Raw genomic sequence first — 22,776 nt, forward strand, 5'->3', positions numbered from 1 at the left:
GCGGTGGGCGTGTTGTGTGTGTGGTTGTTGCGCGCCCCGCGGGCGTGTGGGCTCTTGTGTGGGTTGGGGGTGTGGTGGGGGGCCCCCGGGGCCCGCCCCCCCGCCCCCATGTGCCCTCAACTTGAGTGAATTCAACCCTTACGGGGGTGAGTGCTTCCGTCAGGCTGACACGGACGTCAGTCGGACAGGCGCTCGCCCGTCGAGGTGGAGAACACGTGGATCTCGCCCGGACGCGGCACGACGTGCAGCGTGGCGCCCTTGTCCGGGACGGCGCGGCCGTTGACGCGGACGACGAGGTCCGTGGACTTGTCGTCGACCTTGGCGGAGCCGTAGACGTAGCCGTCGGCGCCGAGCTCCTCGACGACGTTCACGGAGACGGCGAGACCGGCCGGGGCGTCCTCGGTGTCCTTGGAGAGCGACTTGGCGGCCTCGCCGTTGTGCTCGACGACGTCGAAGTGCTCGGGGCGCACGCCGACGGTGACCGTGCGGTCGCCCTTGTCGGCGGCGGCCTGGAGGGCCTCGCGGCTGACCGGGACGACGCTGTTGCCGAACTTCACGCCGCCGTCGGTGATCGGGACCTCGACGAGGTTCATGGCCGGGGAGCCGATGAAGCCGGCGACGAAGAGGTTGGCCGGGCGGTCGTACATGTTGCGCGGCGAGTCGACCTGCTGGAGCAGACCGTCCTTGAGCACGGCCACGCGGTCACCCATGGTCATGGCCTCGACCTGGTCGTGGGTGACGTACACCGTGGTGATGCCGAGGCGGCGCTGGAGCGAGGCGATCTGCGTACGGGTGGAGACGCGGAGCTTGGCGTCGAGGTTCGACAGCGGCTCGTCCATGAGGAAGACCTGGGGCTCGCGCACGATGGCGCGGCCCATGGCGACACGCTGACGCTGACCGCCGGAGAGGGCCTTCGGCTTGCGGCCGAGGTACTCGGTGAGGTCGAGGATCTTCGCCGCGTCCTCGACCTTCTGGCGGATCTCGGCCTTGTTGACGCCGGCGATCTTGAGCGCGAAGCCCATGTTGTCGGCGACGGTCATGTGCGGGTACAGCGCGTAGTTCTGGAACACCATCGCGATGTCCCGGTCCTTGGGCGGCAGGTGCGTGACGTCGCGGTCGCCGATGTGGATCGAACCGCCGTTGACGTCCTCGAGACCCGCGAGCATGCGCAGGGAGGTGGACTTTCCGCAGCCGGAGGGACCGACGAGGACGAGGAACTCGCCGTCCGCGACGTCGAGCTCGAGCTGGTCGACGGCGGGCTTGTCGCCACCCGGGTAGATGCGGGTCGCCTTGTTGAACGAGACAGTGGCCATGGTGAGGGGCCCCCTTCACCGGCAGGAACGTGCCGGACGATCCGTTGTAAAGGTGGTTATCCACTATGGAAACGCCCATAGTGGTGTAGTCCATGTGAGTGAACTGGGTCAGGACGCTACCTGGCGTTCATGTGTTCTGTCAGCACCCGGACGCCGATGAAGTCCGCGGAAACTCTCGACGGCCCCGCGCGGCGACGTGGGTACACTGCACGGGCACGCACGCCCCGGGCGCGCGTCAGGCCTCCTTAGCTCAGATGGCCAGAGCAACGCACTTGTAATGCGTAGGTCGTCGGTTCGAATCCGACAGGGGGCTCCCTTGCAAGCCCAGCTCAGACTTTGTCTGAGCTGGGCTTTTGCGTTAAGGGGGTGTGGTGCTCGGCGGCCGGGAAGCGTTCGGCAGGCGTAGGGGTGGCCCGGGTCAGGGCGCGGGGGTGTCGCGGGCCGCGGAGGCGGTGGCGAGGGACTTCAGGGCGGGCCAGTCCACCTGGGGGCGGGTCAGGCCGTACTTGTCCAGGTACGCCCTGGTGTCCCGGCGGGCCGTGCGCAGGGTGCCCAGCAGGTCGCGGGGCTCGCCCGAGCCGGAGGGTTCGATCACGCGGTCGGGGCGGAAGAGTCGGCGGCCGTCGGCGGTGGTGTGCAGCTCACCCCGTACGAGGGCGTTGTAGAGGCCGGACAGCCGGTCGTCGTGGCGGTGGACGAGCAGCCCCGCCGGTCCGGGGACCATTTCGCAGTCGGGCGCCGGGTCCACCAGGAAGCCGTCCGGGGTCGGCGTGGTCCGGGTGCGCGACAGGAGCGGGGCTCCGGAGGCGTCCCGGGCGCTGAGCACGGCGGTGGGGAAGCGGGCGAGGACGTCGGCGCCGGGCAGGACGGGCGCGGAGTCCGTGGCGAGGGGTGCGGTGGCGGGGAGGACTGCGGGTGCCTCCGCGGGGGAGTCCGTCGTGAGGGGTGCGGGGCCGGCCGGGCGGGTGCGGACGTCCGTCGGGGTGACGGTGATCAGCAGGCGCAGGTAGTACCAGTCCATCAGCCAGCGGGCCGGCGCGTCGACGTAGCGGCGGCTGTCGGGCTGGCGGTCGAAGAGCATCGACCAGTACGCCTCGTCGCCGGCCGGGGAGGCCACGATCTCCTCGGGGCAGACGGCCGTACCGCCGATGAACACCTGCTCCGGCCGGTCGAGGCCGCTGGCCGTGGGGTCGGAGAACAGGAGGGCGACGCGGCCGTCCCGGCGGACGTTGAGGGCCTTTCGCGCGAAGGCGAGGGACGTGGTGACGAGCAGGGTCCCGTCGTCGCGGCGGAAGGCGGCGGTCGGCCAGACGAGCGGGGCACCGTCGCGGCCCAGCGTCACGAACTCGCAGGTGCGGTAGGCGTCGACGGTCTCGGCGATCGTCGGGGCTAGAGATATCACGGGTCAACCTAGCTATGAGTCAAGGGAGTTGGTGAAGGGGTGGGCGACGTTTCGGGGTGCGGCGTTCTGGGGTGCGGGAGCGGATCCGCGGTCGCTGATCGGTCATCCGGGCAACGACCAGGCGAGTGCTCGGGCGCGCGGGGGCTCACACGCTCGGGCTTCAGGCCGTGAACACGCGCATACCGGGCTGGTCGTGTGCTCGGGCTTCAGACCGTGAACTTCACCGCTTCGAGCCAGCGGGCGTTCTCCAGGGCGCCGCCGAAGATGTAGCCGGGGCGCGCGTCGGCGCACCCCTGTCCGCCCCAGTCGGAGCCGTGGACCTTGGCCGTCTGGCAGATCCTGCCGATGCCGATGTTGATGGCGAAGCCCGACATGGCGGGGGCGTTCTTCTTGGTGCTGCCGATGTAGTTGTTCCGGCCGTCGGCGATGATCGCCGTCCACTGGGGTTCCCACTTGCCTTGTCCATTGGACGAACCGGGGTCGTCGACGAAGGCGTTGGCGGCCGAGCCGCCGCTGCCGGATACCGCGATGTTGAGGGCCTTGATCGGACGGTTCCGGCCCGAGGTGCCCGCCATCGTGCCGTCGCACACGGGCTTCTGCCAGCCCTGTCCGGAGACGTAGGCGCGGTAGCAGATGTGCCGCCCGGAGGGATCGTTGTGGGCCAGACGGTTCACGGCGGTGGCGGCGGTGTCCTGCGCGGGCTTCGCCGTCACCGTGGCCTGCGGCGGCCTCGCGGTGACTGTCACGGTGACTCCTCCGCCGCTCCTCGGGTCCTTGGCGCCCTTGGACTCCTTCGCGCCCTTGGACTCCTTCGGCCCGGCCGACGGCGAGGCCGAGGAACTGGGTGGCGGTGACATGCTCGCGGACGAGTTGGAGATCGGTCCCGACTTCTCGGCCCGCGGGCTCGCGCTCGTCTCGTCGCTCGACCGGGCGGCCTGTTTCTGGTGCCCGCCGTCCTCCGAGCCGCCGCTGCCCAGGATCACCAGCGGAACGATGACGAGTGCGGCCGCGACCAGAGCCACCGGGCCGACCACCAGGGGCCGGTGCAGCAGACCGGGCCCCACGTACTCGTCGTCCGACTGGCGTGTTCCGTTCCTGCGGACGAGCTGTCGGACCGGCTGTGCCGCGGGTGGTGGGACGGGCCTCGTGTCGGGACTCGTGTCGGGACTCGCTCCGGGGGCGCCGGCCACGCCGGGGGAGGGGGGCGGCGGGGCCGGCTCCGCTGACTCCCCTTGGCGCTGCCGCTCCCGCGCGTACGCCTCGACGTCGAAGTCCTCGTCCTCTTCACCGTCCCCTCCGTCGTCGGCGTCTTCGTCGTTCAGGTCTGCGTAGTTCAGGGCTTCTTCGTACGGGTCGTCGGCTTCCAGGTCGTCGTCGACGGCTTCGTCGTGCGGGGTGGCGGGTGCCGCCTCCTCGGTGAACTCGTCGGTGGAGCCGTATTCGGCGGGTCCGGTGTCCGCGTGCGCCGCGGCCGGCTTCTCGTTCTCGTGCTCGGCCGGTTCCAGGGACCACTCGGCTCCGGGCATCGGCGTCCGGGCGGGAGCCGGCGGCGCCTCGGCGGTCCGGGGAGGCTGCGGCTGTTCCCGCTGGTCCACCAGCGTGCTCGAACCGTCCGGGGCCACCTCCACGAAGGCCACGTAACCCGCCGAGGGGTCCGAGACGGTGGCGGTCACGCTGGCGCCGCGGTCCCGCGCGTATCCGTGCAGCACGTCGAGGATCGCGGCGTCGACCGTCAGTCCGTCCGCCGACGGTACGGACTCACCGTCGATGGCGGCGGAGCCGTCGCCGGAGATGACCACCGCGAAGCCGGGGACCGGCTCGGACGTCTCCCCCACGGGTCCGGGCTCGGACGTCTCCCCCACGGGTCCGGGTGCGGCCGCCTTGTCCACCGGTTCGGGTGGTTCCGGCGCGGGCGTTTCCCCCGCCGGTTCCGGCCCGCTGGGATCCGTCGGCCTCGCGGGCGCGGCGGGGCCGCCCCCTGCGGTCGGTTCGGGCGTCTCTTCGTCCCGGCTCATGGAGCTTCCTTCCTGACGCGCCCGGTCGCGTGGCGCCGGCCGGGCCCGTCGCGTCGGTTTCTCGTAGCGCAACGGACGCCGTCCGGGATCGGTTCAATCCCGGAGCCGCGCGGGACCGGGGCACGAGCGGCGTGTGGGCTCCTCCACACCTCCAACACCACTGATATGGCACGGGTGTTCAGTAGGGTGCGGAGAGTGAACGCCTACGAGAATTCCGTGCGCTTCACCGTGCTGGGACCGGTCCGGGCATGGCGTGGTGAGCAGGAGGTGGACGTCGGTTCCCCGCAGCAGCGGGCCGTACTGGCGGCACTGCTGCTCCGGCGAGGGCGCCCCGTCATGCTCGGCGAACTCCTCGACGCGGTCTGGGGCGAGGAGCCGCCGGCGGCCGCGGTGTCGGTCGTACGGACTTATGTGTCGCGCCTGCGCAAGGGGCTGGAGCCGGGGCGGGAGGCCGGCGCTCCCCGGGTGGTCGTCTCGGTCGGTGACGGATACCTGCTCCGGATACCCGAAGGCGCCCTGGATCTTGGGGTGTTCGAGCAGCGGGTCGCCGAGGCCAGGAAGCTGCGGGCCGGAGGCGATCCGTCCGTGGCGGCCGATCTGCTGCACGCCGCGCTCGGCGGCTGGCAGGGAGCGGCACTGGCCGGGGTCCCCGGACCGCTCGCCGAGTCCGAGCGCTCCCGGCTGGACGAACAGCGGCTGGCCGCGCTGGAGATGCGGCTGGACGTCGACGTGGAACTCGGACGCCACGGCGAAGTGATCGCGGAAATGGTCTCGTTGACCGGGAAGTACCCGCTGCGGGAGCAGCTCTGCCGGCTCCTCATGCTGGCGCTGTACAGGTCCGGTCGGCAGGCCGAGGCGCTGGCCGCCTACCGCGGGACGCGCGGCACCCTGGTGGCCGAGCTGGGCATCGAGCCCGGCGCGCCGCTGAAGGAACTGCACGACCGCATTCTGGCCGCCGACGCGTCCCTGGACGTCGTGCCGCCCCGGGGCGCCGTGCCGCCCCGCACACACCGGGCGCCCGGACCCGAGCCGTCCGTGAAACCGGCACCACCGGTCGTCACGCACCCGGCGCTTCCGGCTCAACTTCCCTCCGACCTGCCGACGTTCGTCGGCCGGGAAACCGAACTCGACCGGGTGCGCGCCCTGTTGCCCGAGACGGGCGAAGCTCCGACCTCGGTGGTGATCGGCGCGATCGGCGGCATGGCCGGGATAGGCAAGACCACCTTGGCCGTGCACTGGGCCCACGAGATCGCCGACCGCTTCCCCGACGGACAGCTCTACGTCAACCTGCGCGGCTTCGACCCGACGGGCGTGGTGGTGGTGCCGGACGACGCCATCCGAATCTTCCTCGACGCGCTCGGCGTCCCCCCGATGCGGATTCCCGCGAGTCTCGACGCCCAGGCGGCGCTCTACCGCAGCATGCTCGCCCAGCGCCGGGTGCTCGTCCTGCTCGACAACGCCCGCGACACCGAGCAGGTCCGTCCGCTGCTGCCCGGCTCCCCCGGCTGTCTGGTCATCGTCACCAGCCGCAACCAGCTCACCGGTCTGGTCGCCGCGGAAGGCGCGCACCCGCTGACGCTGGACCAGTTGACACCGGCCGAGGCGTACGACCTCCTGGCGCGCCGTCTCGGCACCGCCCGGCCGGCGGCGGAACCGCGGGCGGTGGATGAGATCATCACGCGGTGCGCCCGGCTGCCGCTGGCGCTGTCCATCGTCGCCGCCCACGCCGCCGCGCACCCCGGCTTCCCGCTCAGTGCCATCGTCGACGAGCTCCGTGAGAGCCACGGCAGCCTCGACGCCTTCGCGGGCGGCGACGACCTCACCACCGACGTGCGGGCCGTCTTCTCCTGGTCGTACAAGGCGCTGTCCGCTCCGGCCGCGCGCCTCTTCCATCTGCTGAGCCTGCATTCCGGGCCGGACATCTCCGCGCCCGCCGCGGCCGCGCTCGCCGGGCTTGTGCCTCGGGAGGCCCGGGGCCTGCTCGTCGAGCTCACCCGCGCCCGTCTGCTCAGCGAGCACTTCCCTGGCCGCTACTCCTTGCACGACCTGCTGCGCGTGTACGCCGCCGAACGCGTCCGGGCCGAGGAGGCACCGGGGGAGCGGGACCGGGCGGTGGAGCGACTGCTCTCCTGGTACCTGCACACCGCCGACGCCGCCTACCCGCACATCACCCCGCGCCGACAGCGGATCGCCCTCGATCCGCCGCCTCCCGGGTGCCGTCCGCTGGAGTTCACGACGTACGACGACGCGCTCGGCTGGTGCGAGAAGGAGCGGGGCAACCTGGTCAGCGCGGTGCACACGGCCGCCGCGTCCGGGCATCCCGGCATCGCCTGGCGGCTGCCCGCCGTCCTGTGGGGGTTCTTCTACCTCCGCAGCCACATGCACGACTGGCTCGACACCGCCCGGGTGGGGCTGGACGCCGCCCGCGCCGCCCACGATCGCGTGGGTGAGGCCCAGGGGCTCGCGGACCTGGCCGCCGCCGTACGCGGCTCGGGCCGGTTCGACGAGACGATCGACTACCTGCGCCGCGCGATGGTCGCCTTCCGCGATCTCGGGAACCACGACGGCAGGGGGTCGGCCGTGTCCAATCTGGGTGACGCCTATCTCCAGACCGGGCAGCTCGCCAAGGCCGTCGAGTACACCCGCCGCGGTCTGGCCATCGAGCGGGTCATCGGGAGTGCCTGGGGCGAAGGGATCGCCCTGAGCAACCTGGGCGACGCCTATCAGCGGCTCGGCCGGTTCGACGAGGCCGTCGACTGCCTGGACCAGGCGCTGGTCATCCTGCGCGCCAACGGCAACCTGTGGGTCGAGGGCATCACCCTCGGCATCCTCGGGACCGTCCACCGCCGTCTCGGGCACTACGACGCGGCGGTCGAGTACCACCTCCAGGCGCTCAGGACCCACCGGGACATCGGCAACCGGTGGGGCGAGGGCCACACCCTGAGCAACCTCGGGGACGTCCGTCTGGACGCCCGGGAACCGGAGGCCGCGCGCGAAAGCTGGCTCCAGGCACTGGCCATCTTCGCGGAGTTCGACCATCCGGACGCGGAGGAGGTCCGTGCGCGGCTCGGCCGCCTGGACGACGGCCCGCCCGGCACCCGCGCCCAGGGGGCTGCCGAGCCGGGGCGGACCGCCTGACATACGTCTCTCCTTCGGTCCCTGCGATGCCGATGTCGTCGGTGCGTTCGGTGCGTTCGGTGCGTTCGGTGGCGCGGCCGGTGGCTCCGGTGTTCTCGATCCGGGTCCGGCCGGGGCTCCGGGGGGCGGTGCCCCGGCCGGGTTCACCAGAACAACGGATCGCGGCGGAGGCCGGTTCAACCCGGGACGGTTCGACCTGCGACGGTTCGATCGGGGACAGGTCCGGCCGGAGAGTTCCGGCCGGGGAGTTCCGGCCGGGGTCAGCTCGCGTCGCGGTAGACGCGGCCGCCGGCGTTGGCGGTCGCTCCGTCGTACAGGCCGGTCGGGCTGGTCACGGTCGAGAGCGTGAACCACGCGTAGCGCTCCACGAAGTCCAGGCCGTCCAGCATCGTCGTCGACGACCTGATGAAGTCGGTCTGCTCCTGCTCGCCGGGATAGCGGGGTGTGCTCCCGGAGAAGTCGATCAGGCCGTACTCGGTCAGCCAGATCGGCTTGTGGTAGCGGTCGTGGACGGCCTGGAGATAGCCGCGCAGTTGGTCGGCGGACGCCGGGCCGAAGTCGGCGCCGTACCAGTGCAGCGGGATGAAGTCCACGCGCAGACCGCGCTGGGCGGCTCCCTGCATGAAACGGTCCAGCCAGCCGCCGGCCACGTCGGCGCCGGTGGCGACCGCGGGAGCGCCCAGCCGCAGGCCGGTCGCCTCCAGCCGTGGCCACAGGTCGAGGGCGTGCTCGGGAGTCATGGCGGCCTGCTTCGGCGAGTCCGGTTCGTTGAAGCCGAGCAGTTCCCTGCCCTCCGTGGCGGCCTGGCCCAGTTCGGCGTCGGTGACCGAGCCGGCACCCCAGATCATCGGGACGTAGTCGACACCGGCCGGCTTGGTCACGGCACCGGTGGAGGACGCCCAGTTGAAGTACCAGGAGGCGCCGGAATCGGCCAGCGCCTGGGAGGCGCCGTCGACGGGGTTGAGGCTGACGCCCTTGCGGCCGGCGGCCGGGGTCTGCTTCCCGGGGCCCGGCGGGGTCGTGGTGGCGGGGCCGGTCGGGGCGGCGGCGCCGGTGCCGAAGGCGACGGTCAGGCCGGCGCACCTGGTGCACTGGTACATGACCTTGTTGCCGGGCTCGGCGTCCTGCTTGGACCAGGCGTACGCGGTGGGACACCTCTGGTTGATCAGGTCGCTGTAGGGGGTCTTCGCGTCCCGGTCCGGGTTGACGCACACCAGCGGCGTGCCCGTGCCCGGATCCTTGACGAGGTTGTCGGCCGGACAGCCGGACAGCAGGTCCTCCGCGCAGCCCGCCACCGCGCACGCCCCGCTCGGCGGCGGTGCCTCGCCGTCGGGCGTGATGGTGACGGGTGCCGCGACGGCGTTGACGTAACTGACGTCGTACCAGGGCGCCAGGGAATCGGCCGGATCGAAGTTGAACTCGGCGAGTCCCGTGGGCTGTTCGCCCGTGGAGCAGCGGTCCGCGAACGGTCCGCAGTCACCGACGGCACAGTGGAACGTACTGCCCTCCTCGCCGCCGCAGCCCTGGCGGGCGAAGAAGGTGCCACGCCAGTGACCGGCTCCCTCGCGCTCGGGGACGGTGACGGTGGCGGACTGGCCCGGGTCCAGCACCGGCAGGCCGGTGAGCGCGGCCGAGCCGTCGGCGTTGACCGTACTGCCGACCCAGATACGGCCGGCTGTCCGGTTCTGGAGGGTGACGGTGTGCTCGGCGGTGCCGACATCGGCGGCGGGTCTTCCGTGGAGGTCTCCGCCGCCGGAGCGATGCCGCTGGATCGCCACGGCCGTGCCGGTCACGCCGACGACGACCAGGAGCAGGGCCAGGAGTAACGAGGTGCGTCTGCGCATGGAACGTGTGCCTCTCCATCGGGCGGGCGCTGAATCGGCGATCGGATCGTCGCCGCGGGCACGACGGACGGACGGGGTGGATGGTTCACCCGGTGGTGGATGTCAGACCCGTCGCGCCTTCGGGGTGGTCGTGTTCGTGTTCCGTCCGGTGTGCACGGGGGTGGAACCTGAGAGGGAGGCGGCACCGCGGGAGGTGGAGGCCGAGTGGGTGGAGGCGATCGAGTCGAGTGCGGCCCTGCGCCCCGCCTCGCTGAGCAGGGGCCGCGGCTCGTTCGCCGCCGTGAGCGCGGGACTGGAAGGCGGGGACACGGGCGTCATGGGGCTGAGGAGAGCGAAGGGCACGGGGTCGTGGCTCCCGAACAGCGAGGTGGTCTCGGCCATGGGGAAGGCGTGGCCGTGGATCGACGGTTCCCGGTCCAGGTCGCCGAAGCCGGTGTCGTTCCACGCGCGGACGGCCTGCCCGGCCTGCTGGACGGGGGTGGGCGTCGGGCTCTCGGGGACGGCCGTGACTCGTTCGAGTCGCGCCTCCTGGGCAGCCTGGAAGCCGATGGCGTCACTGAGCTGATGCCGGCCCGGATCGCGGGAGTCTTCGGTGCTCTGGGCGTACCGCGCGCGCTGGGCCGCCTGGAAGGCATGGCCGTCGCTCATCTCGGTCTCGCCCGGAAGCTCGAAACCACTCCCGACCGACGATGCGACCGAGCCCCGCCGACCGGGCGCCCGGCGTTCCCAGAGCGCTCGGGCGCGCTCGGTCTGCTCCCGGTCCTGGGCCACGGTGGCGGTCCGGGCGGTGGTCACAGCCTCGGCGGCCGTGGCCGTCCTCGGTACGTCGCCCCGCGACCCGCCCCGCGTCCGTGTCGGCGGGTCGGTGCTCGGGGAAGCCGTGCGCCGCAGCTCCCTCAGGTACGCGTTGTTGGCGTACATCGCGACGCTCGGCATGCTCGCGGGAGATCTGTCGTACGCCTTCCTCCACTTCCTCTCGGTTCTCACCAGCTCCAGCACCGCGTCCTCGAAGGCCTCCCGCGCGGGGGGCGGAAGCTGGCTGATCGTCCCTTCGAAGGCTTCCCTCGACGAGGGCGTCGGCTGGGTGGAGAGACCCTGCTCCGGCGGCCCGCCCCTCATCGCCTGGGCCGATTCCGGCTCGGCCCGGCCGGATGGTCCGGCGGCCTGCGACCCGCCGTCGGCCGCGGGGGCTCCCCCTCGTGACGGGGAGCGGCCGCGGAGGGTGTCGACGAAGCGGCGCAGCTCTCGCGCCAGTTGATCCCAGGCGTCGTCGGTGCCCCTGCGGCGCGCGTCGGTGCCGGGACGCCTGCCGCGCATGGCGTACTCGGTCGTGAGCAGGCTGCGAGCCAGCCCGAGTTCGGGGGAATCCGGCCGTGCGGGCAGCGTCCTCCCGGCCGATCGATTCCCGGCCGGGGAAGCGGCCATGTCATTCGCCACGGTTGCCCCTCATCCATCCTTCAACGTCGAAATGCCGGACGTACGCCTTCGGGCCCGAGACGGGCGGGGTCACGCCACGCGTGGTTCGAACCCGCTCGGCAGCGGCAGCAGGCCGGGGGGCAGCGGGGTCTCGGGGAACCACGGGGCGCCGTCGACCGGTCGCGCGGGGGCCGTACGGCGGGCGTAGCAGCCGCCCGCGTCGGGCGCGGACCGGCGGCGCTCCAGCAGACCCTGCGACGCGGACCGCCACGCGTGGGCTGCGGTCATGGGCGTACCTCCCGAACCTGTCGGCTGTGATCCGTCGGCCGGGTGCCGACGCCAGTCGGAGGAGAACAACGGACGCGGCGCGCCCCGCGGTTCAACCATGCTTCCCCGTAAGGGACTTCGGTGTCCTGCGGACCGGGCCCGCGGCGCCGCGAGCACGCTGCGGGCCCGGCCGGGGTCCGTCAGCTCCTGCGGGAGCCGCCGGGCTTCTTCTGCTGGGATCCCGTCGTTCCGCTGCCCGGAGGCTTCGGCTTCCTGCCGCTGTGTCCGCGCTTCGACGAACCGCTCTGCACCGGGGGATCGGACGGAGGGCTGGGGTTCCTGGGGGCGGGCGCCAGGGGTGCCCCGAAGTCCGAGGAGGCCGAACCCGTGCTCGGGGTGCGTTCCTGGGCGCCGTACGAGGGGTCGTGCGGCCCCGTCGCCGTGGTGGGAGCGGGTTCGAACGGCGGAGACGAGGGAGAGTGGGTGTAGTCGTTGGCGTCGACCCGGTTCAGGGGTTCGCCGAACTGGCTGTCGGAGGAGTTGCTGCCGCCGCGATGCGCCTGAGAACTGGGGAAGTAGGACTGACGGTCCACCGAATCGATCTGCGGCGTGGCGGTCATGGTGTAGCCGGAGTACGGCCCGGGAACCGTTTCACCCAGGCCGTACGAGCCGCCGTAGGTCTGCCCCGGATTCTGGTTGCCGTAGTGGGAGTCGAAGTACGAGGACCGGGGGGCACCCGGTTCCTCACCGGGTGAGACCGCCAGGCTCATGTTGGACATGGTCGTCGTGAGCGGATTCTCGATCCGGTAGTCCGGGGTCTCGAAGTGCGGGGCCGGGCCGCTGATCGCCGTGGAGCCGCTGAACATCTGGCCTCCGGTCGGAAGCTGGTTGCGGGCGTTGGACATGTATACGTCCTGCTCGCTGCTCAGGGTGTTCACCGGGCCCAGGTATTCGCCCGAGCCGTGGGTGGAGACCGTGGTGTCCGTCTGGAAGGACTCCCGCACCGTATTGCCGGACGGGACCTGCGGGTTGGAGCCCGATGACCGGGACGACGCGCTCCCTCGCGCCTCCTGCGCGGAGGCGACGGCTTGGAGCCTGTCCTCCAGTGTCTGCGCCGCCGACGGCGCGGCAGGCCAGTTCTGACCGGCCTGCGAGCTCTGCGAGGGATGGCGTTGCCAGCCTGCGATCTGCTCACGGCTCGCCGTGCTGTGCGGGAACTCCGCGTCCGCGGGCGTCATGAAGACGACCTCGTCGGGGCTCCTGTTCGCGTTGTCGAGAACGCCCCTGAACCCGTCGAGCGACTGCTGGAGTCCCTGGCGGTTCCTGAGGATCGAGCGCGCCACCTGCTGGGTCTGGTACTCCCGGCCCTGTTCCGCAAGGTACGAGGGCGTCCGATCGAGAGTCATGACCTGGTCCCAGGAACGCTGGGACCGGACCGTGTACGTGGCGACTTCGTCCAGCACGGCCGTCTGCTGGTTCCGCCGCCGGACATGGAACGTCACGCCGTCGACTTCGCCCCTCTCCATCTTGTTCAGCAGTTCGGGCATCTCGATCGTCTTCAGTACGCTGTTCTCGTCTATCCCCCGGTAGACGTCCGCGTGGACCGTTCCGCGGGATTCGGCCATGAAGGTCTGGGACGTCTGGCCCCACATGTAGTTCAACGAGGGTGAGGACGACGCGCGGTCGTGGCCCGTTTCGAGCCCGTCGAGGATGGCCGCCCCGGGGGTGCTCTCCAGCGTCCTCCCGTTGTTGAGCTCCGCCCTCAACTCCGCCGGCATCCCGGTCGTCTTCGACCACGCGCCGGTGTTCTGGACGTGCTCGGCGCCCGCCTTCACCAGGGCGGAGGCCCAGGCCCTGTTCTTCTTGTTCGAGTCCCTGCTCTGGTTGTCCAGCCACCAGCGTGCCCGGACCGAGAAGGCACCCTGCTTGTCCAGCTCGCGCACCAGGTCGTGAACCACCTGGGTGTTCGCCACGGGCTGCCGTCCCGCGTTGATCTCGCGCCCCTCGAACCTCACTTGGTTGTAGAAGGCGGTCATGGCGGCGTGGAGAGCGGGATTGTCCGCCTCCCGCAGGCCCCGGTAGCGGTTCAGGCGCTCGAAGGATTTGTCTCGCCCGCGCCGGAACTTGGATTCGCTGAAAGCCATCGCGGTGTCTTCCCTTTCTGCCCGACGAGCAGCCGCCGCCCATCCGCGGCACTGCGGATCGAACGGGGGTGGGACCGGCGAATGCTCACCTGATCGTGTGCGGTTGCCCTGTGGGTGGATCCCACCGCCCTGTTTGTCTTGACAGGCAACAACGGCAGGCGCCCTGCCACGGTTCACCCACCCTCGGCCCGAGACCGGACGGGGTCCTGTGCCTTCCCGGTACGGCGGCCCGAACAGCGGTCGAGCGCTGACTGCCGCCGGGTGCCCTCTGTTCCGGTGCCGGGGACTCGCCGGATCCGTGAACCCCGTACGGCACGCGCGCGTTGTGGTGACCGGACGGGACCCGGACCTCGTGCTCCATGGGTTCCTCGACCACTGTCCGACGCGGCTCGCACCGCAGATCAGGAAGGAGCGCCATGACGGTCCAGACGCCTGACGCCGAGCAGGCGACCGCAGCGCCCCCGGAACCTTCCCCGGAATCCGCCGCACAGGCCCCGCAGGGGAGTCCGCCACCGCCCCCCGCGCCGAAGTTCATCCTCTATCTGGAGGCGCCGGAGTACGGCCGGACGTTGCGGCAGCTGACCCTGTGGGTGCACCACGTGCTGCTGCCGGTCTACGGCCGGGAGGTCACCTCCATGTCCCTGTGGTGCTCGCGCTGGTGGGAGCACCCGGAGGCGGTGGCCCAGCTGCACGGGCTGTGGCTCGCCTGGGGGGAGCTGAGCGACACCGGCTCCGAGTCCGGCATGACCGGGCCGGCCGCCTGGCACCGGGACTTCCTGGGCCCGATCATGCAGAACCTGCGGGACCCGTCGGGCGTGTTCGCCGGCTGCAAGCCCGGCTCGCATCGCCCGAAGGAGGTGCCCGCCGTCGACGCCGTCGACCCGTTCGGGCCGCCGCCCGGACCGCGGCCCGGACAGGGCTGACGGGCGCGTTCAGAACCGATGGACCCGTTCAGGGCTGCCGGGCGCGCTCCCGGCCCCGGCGGGACGGGGGCGGACCACCGTGGTCCGCCCCTCGTCCCGGTCCTCCTCGAAGGTCACGCGTCCGGCCGGACCACCCCCAGGATCTCCATGGACGCGGCCGGGGAGACGTACACCCAGCGGCCCGGACGAGGGGCCTGGATGATCTTGCCGTCGCCGATGTAGAGGGCGACGTGGCTGGCGTCGGCGAAGTAGATGATGAGGTCGCCGGGGCGCATGTCCTCGACGGGGACGCGCTTCAGCCGCCGCCACTGCTCCTCGGAGGTGCGGGGGATGGGATGGCCCGCGTGCAGCCAGGCCTGTGAGGTCAGCCCGGAGCAGTCGTAGGAGTCGGGGCCCTCCGCTCCCCACACGTAGGGCTTGCCGAGCTGACGGGTGGCGAACTCGATCGCCTTCTTCCCGGCCGGGGTCGCCTCGGTGCCGACCCTGTCGAGGATGCCGGAGCCCACCCACTTCGCCTGGGCGGCGTCGGCCTCCTTCTTCTCCAGCGCGGCGATCCGCTCGATCTCCTTCTTCTCCAGCCGCGACTCCAGCTTCTTCGCGTCGCCGATGTGCCTCTCGATCGTCCGGCGCTCGGTGTCCTTGGCGCGGCGGCTCTCCCGCAGGCTCTTCAGGACGCCGGTGGCGTCGTGGGTGCGGGTCTCCAGGTCCTCGCGGGTGGCGGTCAGGGCGGTCAGCACCCCCTGGGTCGCCTGTTGCGCCTGCCGGGCCAAGGAGGCGTTGTCGAGGGCGTGTTCGGGGTTGTCGGAGAGGGCGAACTGCATCTCGGCGGGCAGGCTGTCGCCCCGGTACTGGGCGCGGGCCGCCGCCCCCGCCAGGGAGGTGAGGCGGCCCAGCCGCGTCTCGGCCGCCTCGATCCGGGTCCGGAGCGTGTGCACGCGTTTCTCCTGCTGGGTCACCTTCTCGTCGGCGGCGTCGTACTTGTTCGTGGCGACCTCCGCGTCGTGGTAGAGGCGCTTGAGCTCGGTACGTACCTCGGCGAGGGTGCCGGGCTCGGCCGGATCGGCACCGGCCGGTGGCGGTGTCGTCGCCGCCAGGGCGAGGGCCAGGGCGACGGTCACCGCCGTCCGGTGGCCGTGTGCGCGCAGAGTCCGTCTCATCTGTGCCGAAGCTCCTTCCAAGGGCGTCGCATGCGGGGTGCGGGGCGGGGTCGCCCCCACAACGGGGCGGTGGCGTCCGGTGGTTCAAACCGCGGGTATGAACCGGTGGGACGCGCGCCCCGTTGTGCGTCCAGGTGCGGTTCGTGGACGAAGGGATCGGTATGGGCGCGGAGTTGGTGCTGCTGGCGCTGTGCACGGGGTCCGGCCTCGGGTTCCTGACGCTGGCGACACGGTCGGCGCTGGCGGCCGTACGGCTGTCCCTGCGCGGACTGCGCGTCATGGGTCAGGTGAGGCCCCGGGAGGCGTCGGACCGCCGGTGGGGAGGGCTCGTGGTGTTCTCCGACCATCTGGGGCGGGGGCTCGTCCTCGACCCGGGGTGGCGGGGGCCGCTGTGCGGGCTGCCGCCGGTCGGCGGCCGCGTGCCCGTGGTCTACACGCGGAACCGGCCCGCCACGGCCCGGCTGTGGACACTGCGGTACCTGCTGGCGCCGTCGTTCGGATGGTTCCTGTCCTCGACCCTGGCGTTCGGCACGGGCGTCGTGGTCTCGTCGTGAGCGGTCGCGAGGGCCGGGCGGGTGCCGTCGGCGCCGCGCGGGCCGGCCGGGCCGGCGAGGTGGGCGGGGGTCCGCAGGGCCGCCGGGCGGGTGAGGCGGGCGGCGGTGTCGTGCGGGGCGGCGCGGAGGGCGAGGCGGGTGCCGCGCGGGCCGGCCGGGTCGGCGTGGTGGGCGGCGGCGAGCATGGTGGCCCGTCAGGTGACGCGGGCGGCGGCGAGCGGGCCGGCCTGTCGGGCCAGGAGGGCGGCGGGCCGCCGGGTGGCCGGGTCGGTGAGGTCGATGTGCTGCGCGGGGCCGCCCTGTTCGGCATCCTGCTCGTCAACGCACAGCTCATGGCGGACCCCTACACCTCCTTCGGCGGCGGGCCGGGAGCCTCGGCCGTGGACCGGGCGGCGGCGTGGGGCGTGACCGCGACGACCACCGCATACCAGCTCTTCTCCTTCCTCCTCGGCTACAGCTTCGTCCTCGACCGGCGCGCGGCCGGGCCGTCGGACTCGGCTGCCGGACTCCGTCATCTACGGCGCACGGCAGGCCTGTTCGGCCTCGGGCTGGCGCACGCCGTGCTGCTGTACCCCGGCGACATCCTGATGACGTACGCCGCTCTCGGGCTGATCCTGTACGGGCTGCGTGACCTCACGCCCCGGGCCGCCGTGCGCCTCGCGGTCGCTCTGGTGGCGGGCCTGGCCGTCCTGCTGCTCGGGTACGGGCTGCTCACCGTCGCCCTCACCGAACCGGTCACCCCGGCCCAGTACGCGCCCCGGGTCGCGGACACCGTGGCCGCCTACCGCGGTGGTCCCCTGTCGGTGATCGGCGCGCATCTGCGCGAGCTGCCCTCGGCACTCGGCGCGAACCTGATGTACGCCCCGGACATGCTGGCCGCGTTCCTCGCGGGCCTCGCGGCGGCCGGGACCGGACTGGTGGAGCGGCGCGGCCCGGACCGGGTGTGGCTGCGACGGACCGCCGTACGGTGGCTTCCGGTGGGCCTGGCGGGCGGTGTCGTCACCGCCTGCTGCGCGAACGGGCCCCTGGACAGCCGCTGGTTCCTGGTCGGGCACGCGGTGTCGCTGCTGACCGCGCCGGCCCTCACGGCGTCGTACGCGTGCGGAGTGCTCCTGCTGGCCGGTGCCGTGCGCCCGGCGGCGGCCGTGCTCGCCGCCTCCGGGCGCATGGCGCTCAGCCACTACCTCACCCAGTCGCTCGTCCTCGCCTGCGTGTTCACCGGGTACGGGTTCGGGCTCTACGACCGGGTCGGCACGGCCGTCGTCCTCGCGGGCTGTGTCCTCCTGTACGGCGCCCAACTGGCCCTGGGCGCACGGCTGATGAGCCGGGTCCGCTACGGGCCCGCCGAGCTGGTGCTGCGCACGGTCACGCTGGCGCGACGTCCCGGCCGGGCTCCGGCTTGCTCAGGATCACACCCGGCAGGGCGCGACCGGCCGCCCGTTCCGTGATCGCCGCCGTCTCCGCCTTCGCCGCCGCCGAGATGGCGCCGGCCCCGGGCTCCTTGTACCAGGGGCGCAGCCGGATCAGGGCGGGTCTGACCCCGGTCGCGAGGAGCAGCGCGGTGCCCTTCGGCAGGGCGCGGATCCGGTCGGGCGGCAGGACGGCCTCCTGACGGTAGGAGTACGAGCGTGACGTGCCGTCCTTGCTGCGCGAGACGCTCGGGGTGCGCACGTCGTGCTGGCCGACGAGGGTGGAGATCTTCTGGACGAAGTCGGCGTCGTCCAGACCCGCGCCGAGGAGTTTGATGGTCGCCGCGCTCCACAGCGCGTCCATCCCGACCTCCCCCCACACCCGGGCTCCTTGGCGGTAACTCTGGAGCAGCGTCACGACGTTGATTCCGCGTGAGCCGAAGTGCGAGTACAGATCGGGGAGATCGGAGATGCGGCACACGTTCGCGGCCTCGTCGAGCACCGCGGTCAGCGGCGGGTCCAGGCGTCCGCCCATGCGTTCGGCGGCCACGACACCGGCCCGCATCGTCGCGTCCGCGAGGCCCGCGATGACGCCGGCCGCCGAACCGCCCCCGTCCTTGGACAGGAGGTAGAGCGTGTCGTGGCCGAGGACGTGCTCGTCGGGGCGGAACTCGGGAAGGCCGGGGTCGGGGCTGACCCAGGCGAGGATCTCGGGGTCGAGGAGGCAGGAGACGGTCTGCCGGGCGGTCTCGTAGATGCCGTCGCGTGTCTCCACCGCACCCCGCACCGTGCCCTGCAACTGCTCGGCCATCGCGCCGAGCCCGACCTGGCGGAGCAGGTCGATCGGGGTGCGGTCGGCGGGGTCGGCGAGCCAGGCGAGGAGTTCGGTCAGCGGGGTCCTGCCGCGTGCGGCGGCGAGGAAGAGCGCGGTGAGCGTGTTCTGGGCGGCCGAGATCCAGAAGTCCTTCTTCGCGCTGTCGTCGTTGACGGACGCGACGAAGTGGCCGGCCATCCGGCGGGCGCCCTCGATGGTGTGGCACTCGCCGAGGATGTTCCACCACATCGCGCGCGGGGTGTGGGCGATGCCCTGCGGGTCGAACGTCCAGACCGTGCCCGCCTTCGCGCGTTCGGCGCGGGTGACGGCGTACACGTCGGCCTTGTTGGACGTCAGCAGGACGGCACCCTGGGCGCGCAGCACCCGGGGGACGGCGATGCCGGTCGACTTGCCGGCGCGGGGCGCCATGAGGTCGAGTTCCACGTCCTCGTAGCTGCTGCGCAGCTCGGGGCCCTTGGGCTCCAGGTCGCCGAGGAGGTTGCCGGTCTCGTCCGGGTGCACCTGGTCGCGGCCCGTGAGTCCGGGGCGCAGGTCGCGGGCGCGGGCCTCGATGCCCTTCGGGCACATCGCGGCGAGTTCCCGCCGCCCGGCCAGGCCCTTGGGGCGGGCCGAACGGTCCATGAGGAGGCGTACGACGACGGCGACGGGCAGCGTCACCAGCGCGAGCAGCCCGGCCATGCCCCCGTAGACGGCGGCGGCCGGCGCCTCGGGCCACAGGCCGTCCGGCCCGTCGGAGACCAGGCGGGTGACGGTGGACAGGGCGAACGGCGGGGCGGCCCAGCCGCTGCCGGAGAGCCCGGACCCGAGGGTGCCGCCGGACCAGACGACCGTGAACACCAGCAGGCCGGTGCCGGCGAGGGCGACGACGGCCCACGGCAGCAGGTCGTGCGGGTCGGTCCCGCCGCGGGGGGCGCTCACGCGGTCCACCGCCCGGCCGCCGCCTCGGTTCCGGGGGCGCCGGGGTCGCCGTGGGCTCCGGGGATGCCGGGGAATCCGTGGACACCCTCCCGCGCGGCCCGTGCCACCTGCTCCGCGGCGCGGGCGGCCGCCTTCTCGACGGGGTCCTCGTTCGGCGTCCAGCGGGTGTTGGTGTTGTGCAGCCGGCGCTCCGCGTCGGTGATGGCGACCTTGATGGGGATGCCGGGGCGGCCGCCGACCTTGATGAGGAAACGGCCGCGGCCCGGCGGTTCCTCGTTGTCGCCGTTGACACCCCAGCCCGGCGGCGAGGACCAGGAGGACACGAGTTCGATCTCGCGCCGCGACAGGCCGACCACCCTGCCGAGGTCCTCCATCTCCGTCTTCGGCAGCCCGGCGCACACGACCATCCCGGCCCGTTCGACGAAGCCGCGGGCCTTGGCGCGGTCGGCGTCGGTGCCGAGGGCCTCGGCGTCCTTGAGCGTGTGGGTGATCTTCGCGTCGCCGAGTCCGAGCGAGCGGTTCAGCCGGGTCAGCGCGTCGATGCGGTCGACGATGCCGGAGGCGGCGCGGAGCGGGCGCCACAGCTCGTCGAGGACGGTGAAGAACCAGCGCCTGGGCGCGAGTCCGGCGTCCGCGAGGGCGTGCGAGGCGGCCACCGTGCCGAGCCCGTCCGACCAGGCCGCCAGCATCGCCGCGGCCGTGAGCTGGGTGTCCGCCTCGCCGATACCGGAGATGTCGATGCACACGGCGGGCGCGTCGGGGTCGATCCGGGTGGAGGTCTCGGAGGCGAAGGTGTCGCCGAGCGGGCCGTCGAGGATGCCGAGCAGGGAGCGGTGCAGCGGGTCGACGGCGTCCCGGTAGCGGGCGTCGTCGCCACGGTCGAGCGTGACCGCGCGCACCCGCGGCGGCCCCTCCGTCAGCACCCGCAGCACGTCGGGCAGCAGCAACGCCCGTCCCTCGGGCGTCCGTTCGCGCAGATGGTGCAGGACGGCGGAGAGCACGGACTGTTCGTGGTCGTCCATGGGCCGCCCGCGGACGATGGTGATGAGGGCGGCGACCATGTTCAGCACGCGTCCGTGGGCCTCGGCCTTCAGGACCTCCCCGGCCTCGCCGCCGATCTTCACGGCGGCCTCGCCCATGGCGCCGGGGTCGAGGACGTTGATGCCGCCCCGGCCGCGGCCGATGGAGATCACCTGGCCGCCCAGCGCGCGGACGGTGTCGGCGTAGTCGGGCTTGAGGTCGCCGAGGACGAGCGGGACGACCCCGGTCGCGGCGAGCCCGATCAGCATGCGGTTGACCAGGGTGGACTTGCCGAGGCCCGGCATGCCGAGCATGAACAGGGAGGGGTTGGAGATGTAGCGGGCCCGGGTGAACCAGTTCAGCGGGTCGCCGCAGACGGTGGCACCGGTGAACAGGTGCTGGCCGAGCGGGACCCCGGTCATCGGCGATCCGGAACCGGCGGCGAAGGGCCACATCCCGCACGCCTGCACGGTAGTGGCCCGCCACATGGTGGGCGGATCCATGTAGCCGACGCGCCCGCCGCCCACGCCGTACCAGCCGCGGTGCGGCACGAACAGCTCCTTGGGCTTCGCCGAGCCCCTTTCCGAGCTCTTCGCCGAGCCGCCCGCCGAATCCGTCTCCCGGCTCTTCGCCGCCCTCCTTCGCGCGGACGTCTCCGTCCGGCGGTCCTCCCGTGCGGAGCGGCCCCCGTCCACGGCCGTGAGCGTCTGCCGCTCCTCGGCCAGCCGGTCGGCCCGCTCGGCCTGCTTCTGCTCGCGCCGGCTCACAGTGCCTCCTGGAGTTCGTGCGGGACGAGGGTCTGCTCCCAGGGGAGGATTCCTGCGGGCAGCGTGCAGGTGAACGCCGCCGCCTGCATCCGGTCCGCGGGCCGCATCAGCACCCGGGACGCGGCGGTCAGGTTGCGGATGGTGACGCTCGCGTCCGCCAGCTCCTCCAGGCTGTCGACGGTGACCGTCAGCATCAGCGAGAACTCCACGAGCCCGGCGCCCGAGGCCTCCTCGTTGGCGGTCTGTTCCGCCGCCCTGACCTCGGAGGCCGCGCGGGCCTGCACCATGCCCTTGCCGGACGAGGCCATGAACTGGGCGCTGCGCCGGTCCGCCTCGACGATGCGGGCCGAGGTGGCCGGGTCGATGGGCCGGTAGACCAGGGCGACCCGCTTGCGGCGGGTGCCGGGGGCCGCCTCCAGCATGCCCCGGAGCACCGAGGAGCGGACGGTGCCGCGCGGCGCCAGGGTCAGCAGCCAGGTGCGGGAGACGCCGGAGTCGTGCTGGTAGCTGTTCACGGTCTCGACGGCGGCGGCGGGGCCCGCGTCGTCCCACTCCAGGCCCGTTCCGCCCTGCTGGGCGCGGGCGGTGAGGACGTCGGCGGCGACGGCGGGGTCGTAGGCGACCCGGACGACCTCGGCGATCCGCTCGGCCGACAGCGGGTAGGCGGCACCGCCGCCAGCCGCGACGAGCCCGCTGAGCAGGCCCGGGATACGGACGGCGAGATCGGCGATCACGTCGTTCTTCTTGCGCCGCTGATTCGGCGGGACGCCGTAGGTCAGCGTGACGTAGGTGTGCATCTCGGACGACGCGCTCGGGTACCGCTCCACGACCTCCTCCATGACCGCGCGGGCGGCCGGCGGAGCGTCGGGGTGGATGCGGGGCAGTACCTCGTGGGCGAGCCGGGTGCCCGGGTCGGGGGCGGTCTCCACGATCACGGTGGCGCCCTTCAGGCCGGGTTCGTGGGCCAGCCGGGCCAGCCACTCGCCCCACAGCGCGACCCATACGTCGACCTGGTCGGGGTCGATGAGCGAGCCGCCGTCGGGGTCGCAGCCCAGGACGATCGTGTACAGGTTGCGGACCGGGTGGTGCAGCACGCCGAACGGGCGGTCGTAGGCGTCCCGGCCCTCGGTCGCGGTGACCTTGTTGAGCAGGCCCGGCGGACGGAACCGGCCGCCGGGGCGGGCCGACAGCGGGCCGGAGACGTAGAGGTGCGCGCCCTTGGCCTTGCGGCGCCACCACCCGACGCGCAGGGTGATCAACTGGTAGACGTTGCGCCCGTCCTGGGTGCGGATGGCGAGCGGCACCAGGAACACGACGACCGGGACGATCACGACCAGCGCCGCGTACAGCGAGATCAGCGACGCGAGCAGGGTGACGATGAGCCCGCCGAAGACCCCGAAGGTGCCGACGAGTCCGAGCGGTCCGAGCCCCGGCCGTCGTGGCCTGCGCCAGTTTCCGTAGGTCGGATGGATGACGGCTTCCGTGGACATGAGTCCGGTTTCCCTTCGTGGGGTGACGGGGGTCGGGCGCGGCGGGGTGAGACCGCCGGGGTCCCGCGGGGGGGGCGGGGAACCCCCCGGCCGGGACCGGGGGGGGCGAGAGATTGTGTGGGTTATAAAAAAAAGAACCGGCCCGCGCGAATTTTTGGGTTTAT

15 protein-coding genes and 1 tRNA gene are annotated in these 22,776 nt (G+C 72.5%); 5 read left to right on the top strand and 11 right to left on the bottom strand.

Annotation, left to right across the window (positions count from 1 at the left end; genetic code table 11):
• Positions 1–176: 176 nt before the first annotated feature.
• Complete coding sequence (locus ACFXGX_RS39115; protein ID WP_384801848.1) at positions 177–1,313, bottom strand: ABC transporter ATP-binding protein; 1,137 nt, start codon at positions 1,311–1,313, stop codon at positions 177–179.
• A gap of 239 nt (positions 1,314–1,552) precedes the next feature.
• Here ACFXGX_RS39115 and ACFXGX_RS39120 point away from each other — a divergent pair.
• Positions 1,553–1,626: transfer RNA gene (locus tag ACFXGX_RS39120), tRNA-Thr, on the top strand.
• A gap of 105 nt (positions 1,627–1,731) precedes the next feature.
• Here ACFXGX_RS39120 and ACFXGX_RS39125 read toward each other — a convergent pair.
• Positions 1,732–2,715 (bottom strand): pyridoxamine 5'-phosphate oxidase family protein, encoded by a 984-nt coding sequence (locus ACFXGX_RS39125; RefSeq protein ID WP_384801851.1) that lies wholly within the window; start codon positions 2,713–2,715, stop codon positions 1,732–1,734.
• 206 nt (positions 2,716–2,921) lie between these two features.
• Positions 2,922–4,730, bottom strand: coding sequence for a hypothetical protein (locus tag ACFXGX_RS39130; RefSeq protein WP_384801854.1), 1,809 nt, complete (start codon positions 4,728–4,730; stop codon positions 2,922–2,924).
• 195 nt (positions 4,731–4,925) lie between these two features.
• Here ACFXGX_RS39130 and ACFXGX_RS39135 point away from each other — a divergent pair, with 195 nt between their 5' ends.
• The gene (locus tag ACFXGX_RS39135; protein WP_384801857.1) at positions 4,926–7,868 is read left to right on the top strand and encodes a BTAD domain-containing putative transcriptional regulator; all 2,943 of its coding nucleotides are present in this window, start codon (positions 4,926–4,928) and stop codon (positions 7,866–7,868) included.
• Between the two features lie 260 nt (positions 7,869–8,128).
• Here the strand turns inward: ACFXGX_RS39135 and ACFXGX_RS39140 are convergent, their stop codons facing one another.
• The 4 genes from ACFXGX_RS39140 to ACFXGX_RS39155 all read right to left on the bottom strand — a co-directional run bounded on the left by ACFXGX_RS39140 (position 8,129) and on the right by ACFXGX_RS39155 (position 13,539).
• Positions 8,129–9,712: a glycosyl hydrolase gene (locus ACFXGX_RS39140; protein WP_384801860.1), complete on the bottom strand. Its 1,584-nt coding sequence runs from the start codon at positions 9,710–9,712 to the stop codon at positions 8,129–8,131.
• Between the two features lie 102 nt (positions 9,713–9,814).
• Positions 9,815–11,149 (bottom strand): hypothetical protein, encoded by a 1,335-nt coding sequence (locus tag ACFXGX_RS39145; RefSeq protein WP_384801863.1) that lies wholly within the window; start codon positions 11,147–11,149, stop codon positions 9,815–9,817.
• Positions 11,150–11,218: 69 nt separating this feature from the next.
• Complete coding sequence (locus ACFXGX_RS39150; RefSeq protein WP_384801866.1) at positions 11,219–11,416, bottom strand: hypothetical protein; 198 nt, start codon at positions 11,414–11,416, stop codon at positions 11,219–11,221.
• Positions 11,417–11,595: 179 nt separating this feature from the next.
• Complete coding sequence (locus ACFXGX_RS39155) at positions 11,596–13,539, bottom strand: hypothetical protein (RefSeq protein WP_384801869.1); 1,944 nt, start codon at positions 13,537–13,539, stop codon at positions 11,596–11,598.
• A gap of 416 nt (positions 13,540–13,955) precedes the next feature.
• Between ACFXGX_RS39155 and ACFXGX_RS39160 the strand changes: the two genes are divergently transcribed.
• Positions 13,956–14,462 carry a DUF4913 domain-containing protein gene (locus ACFXGX_RS39160; protein WP_384801872.1) on the top strand — a complete coding sequence of 169 codons (507 nt, stop codon included), beginning with the start codon at positions 13,956–13,958 and terminating at the stop codon, positions 14,460–14,462.
• Between the two features lie 113 nt (positions 14,463–14,575).
• Here the strand turns inward: ACFXGX_RS39160 and ACFXGX_RS39165 are convergent, their stop codons facing one another.
• Positions 14,576–15,619 (bottom strand): NlpC/P60 family protein, encoded by a 1,044-nt coding sequence (locus ACFXGX_RS39165; RefSeq protein ID WP_384801875.1) that lies wholly within the window; start codon positions 15,617–15,619, stop codon positions 14,576–14,578.
• 143 nt (positions 15,620–15,762) lie between these two features.
• Here ACFXGX_RS39165 and ACFXGX_RS39170 point away from each other — a divergent pair, with 143 nt between their 5' ends.
• Together ACFXGX_RS39170 and ACFXGX_RS39175 are read left to right on the top strand one after the other, a co-directional pair.
• Positions 15,763–16,173, top strand: a complete 411-nt coding sequence (locus ACFXGX_RS39170) for a hypothetical protein (protein WP_384801878.1) — start codon at positions 15,763–15,765, stop codon at positions 16,171–16,173.
• A complete protein-coding gene (locus ACFXGX_RS39175) occupies positions 16,170–17,621 on the top strand; it encodes a DUF418 domain-containing protein (protein WP_384801881.1) in 1,452 nt (483 codons plus the stop codon). Before ACFXGX_RS39170 ends, ACFXGX_RS39175 begins: the two co-directional genes overlap by 4 nt.
• Here ACFXGX_RS39175 and ACFXGX_RS39180 read toward each other — a convergent pair.
• From ACFXGX_RS39180 to ACFXGX_RS39190, 3 genes are all read right to left on the bottom strand, one after another.
• Positions 17,539–19,335, bottom strand: a complete 1,797-nt coding sequence (locus ACFXGX_RS39180; RefSeq protein WP_384801884.1) for a type IV secretory system conjugative DNA transfer family protein — start codon at positions 19,333–19,335, stop codon at positions 17,539–17,541. The two genes, ACFXGX_RS39175 and ACFXGX_RS39180, sit on opposite strands and share 83 nt — an antisense overlap.
• Entirely contained in the window at positions 19,332–20,858 is a 1,527-nt protein-coding gene (locus tag ACFXGX_RS39185; protein WP_384801890.1) for an ATP/GTP-binding protein, read from the bottom strand. The genes ACFXGX_RS39180 and ACFXGX_RS39185 overlap by 4 nt, the downstream gene beginning before the upstream one ends.
• A 260-nt stretch (positions 20,859–21,118) precedes the next feature.
• Entirely contained in the window at positions 21,119–22,612 is a 1,494-nt protein-coding gene (locus ACFXGX_RS39190) for an SCO6880 family protein (protein WP_384801887.1), read from the bottom strand.
• Between the last annotated feature and the right edge of the window lie 164 nt (positions 22,613–22,776).

Source organism: Streptomyces sp. NPDC059371 (assembly GCF_042751995.1).
In the GTDB taxonomy this organism is placed as follows: Bacteria; Actinomycetota; Actinomycetes; order Streptomycetales; family Streptomycetaceae; genus Streptomyces.

Coding starts and splice junctions, on each gene's coding strand:
- ACFXGX_RS39115 (WP_384801848.1), bottom strand. CDS start 1,313: ATGGCCACTGTCTCGTTCAACAAGGCGACCCGCATCTACCCGGGTGGC.
- ACFXGX_RS39130 (WP_384801854.1), bottom strand. CDS start 4,730: ATGAGCCGGGACGAAGAGACGCCCGAACCGACCGCAGGGGGCGGCCCC.
- ACFXGX_RS39140 (WP_384801860.1), bottom strand. CDS start 9,712: ATGCGCAGACGCACCTCGTTACTCCTGGCCCTGCTCCTGGTCGTCGTC.
- ACFXGX_RS39150 (WP_384801866.1), bottom strand. CDS start 11,416: ATGACCGCAGCCCACGCGTGGCGGTCCGCGTCGCAGGGTCTGCTGGAG.
- ACFXGX_RS39155 (WP_384801869.1), bottom strand. CDS start 13,539: ATGGCTTTCAGCGAATCCAAGTTCCGGCGCGGGCGAGACAAATCCTTC.
- ACFXGX_RS39160 (WP_384801872.1), top strand. CDS start 13,956: ATGACGGTCCAGACGCCTGACGCCGAGCAGGCGACCGCAGCGCCCCCG.
- ACFXGX_RS39165 (WP_384801875.1), bottom strand. CDS start 15,619: ATGAGACGGACTCTGCGCGCACACGGCCACCGGACGGCGGTGACCGTC.
- ACFXGX_RS39185 (WP_384801890.1), bottom strand. CDS start 20,858: ATGGATCCGCCCACCATGTGGCGGGCCACTACCGTGCAGGCGTGCGGG.
- ACFXGX_RS39190 (WP_384801887.1), bottom strand. CDS start 22,612: ATGTCCACGGAAGCCGTCATCCATCCGACCTACGGAAACTGGCGCAGG.